This is a genomic window from Brevibacillus formosus (assembly GCF_003013405.1).
GTDB classification, from domain to species: Bacteria; Bacillota; Bacilli; order Brevibacillales; family Brevibacillaceae; genus Brevibacillus; species Brevibacillus formosus.
The window spans coordinates 1-1,270 of the sequence record NZ_PXZL01000044.1 but is presented as its reverse complement, the minus strand read 5'-3'; the positions used below and the strand labels follow the sequence as shown (position 1 = coordinate 1,270).

2 protein-coding genes are annotated in these 1,270 nt (G+C 42.1%); both read right to left on the bottom strand.

Translation table 11 applies throughout. The features are described 5' to 3' along the window. Positions 1-44: 44 nt before the first annotated feature. Complete coding sequence (locus tag C7R91_RS28320; protein ID WP_106786245.1) at positions 45-929, bottom strand: IS3 family transposase; 885 nt, start codon at positions 927-929, stop codon at positions 45-47. Beyond that, positions 869-1,147 carry a helix-turn-helix domain-containing protein gene (locus C7R91_RS28315; protein WP_236697904.1) on the bottom strand — a complete coding sequence of 93 codons (279 nt, stop codon included), beginning with the start codon at positions 1,145-1,147 and terminating at the stop codon, positions 869-871. Before C7R91_RS28315 ends, C7R91_RS28320 begins: the two co-directional genes overlap by 61 nt. Positions 1,148-1,270: the final 123 nt, after the last annotated feature.

The window sequence follows — 1,270 nt, the reverse complement described above, 5'->3', positions numbered from 1 at the left end:
TGGTCAAGACCCCATTTTGTAGACAGTTAGAAAAACCCGGGCCGTTAGGCCGAAAGCTGATGCCTGAATTGTTCGGGTGTCAGCTTATTTAATTTTCTTTGTGGGCGACTTTGGTTGTAAAACTGAATATACTCATCAATTCGCCTTTGTGCCTCATCCATACTTCGGATATCATATGGGTAGAGCCCTTCCGTTTTGAGATGGGAGAAGAAGCTCTCCATTGAGGCGTTATCATAACAATTGCCTCTCCGAGACATGCTGATTTGGGCGCCAACCTTCGGCAGCATGTCGTGGTAAGCGTGAGACGTGTATTGGAAACCCTGATCGCTGTGAACGATTAGTCCAGTCACGTCTTTCGTCTTTTCTAAAGCTTTCTGGAAGGTCCGTAGGACCAACTGATTATCATTGCGAACTCCCATGTGGTAAGCCACAATTTCATTATTAAACAAATCCTTGATAGCAGACAGATAGAGCCAAGTATCCGCAACACGATACTGCGTAACATCCGTTACCCATTTTTTATTAGGTGCATCTGCTTTGAATTCACGCTGAAGGACATTTTCAGCAATTCTTCTTCCTGCGGATAAAACGTTATGACTTCGATACTTACGGCGTATTCGGGAACGAAGTCTCATTTCTTGCATTAAACGTAGTACTTTCTTATGGTTGACCCACACTCCGTGATCTTGTAGGAGAAACAGTTGAGTTTGTCGATATCCATATTTACCATCGTATTTCTTGTATACTGCCTGGATTAGTTCTTTCACGGGTTTGTCCCGATCTGTTTGTTGTCGTTTCAAGTATGCATAGTATCCACTTCTTGAAACTCGGAATAGCTTACAAAGCTCGCTGATGGTATACTCACCAGCTACTTTCTTGATTGCCTTATACTTATGGGTTGCACCTCCTGCATCCAGATTTTCAAACACTTTTTTAGCATCGAGTTCTCTCTCTTTAGTTTTTGAACATACCGAGCTTGGTCAATATATTCTTCACGTCTACCTCGTTGATCCATCAGTCCAAACTCGCCTAGTTGTTTGTATTTTTTCATCCATACTTTAAGCCGATGTCGATCTGGAATTCCCATATGCTCCATGATTCGACGGTACGTCCATCCCTCCTCAATATGCAATCGTATGGCTTCCATTTTAAATTCGTGAGAATAACTTCTAAGCTTTTGTCCCTTTTTCACCATAAAAAATACACCCCTTAGCATTCATCGGATAAACAAGGGGTTTAATCCAATGTCTACTTTAAGGGGTGCACTTCA

Excerpts from the sequence above, each read along its gene's own strand:
- C7R91_RS28315 (WP_236697904.1), bottom strand. The coding sequence starts at position 1,147 with ATGGAAGCCATACGATTGCATATTGAGGAGGGATGGACGTACCGTCGA.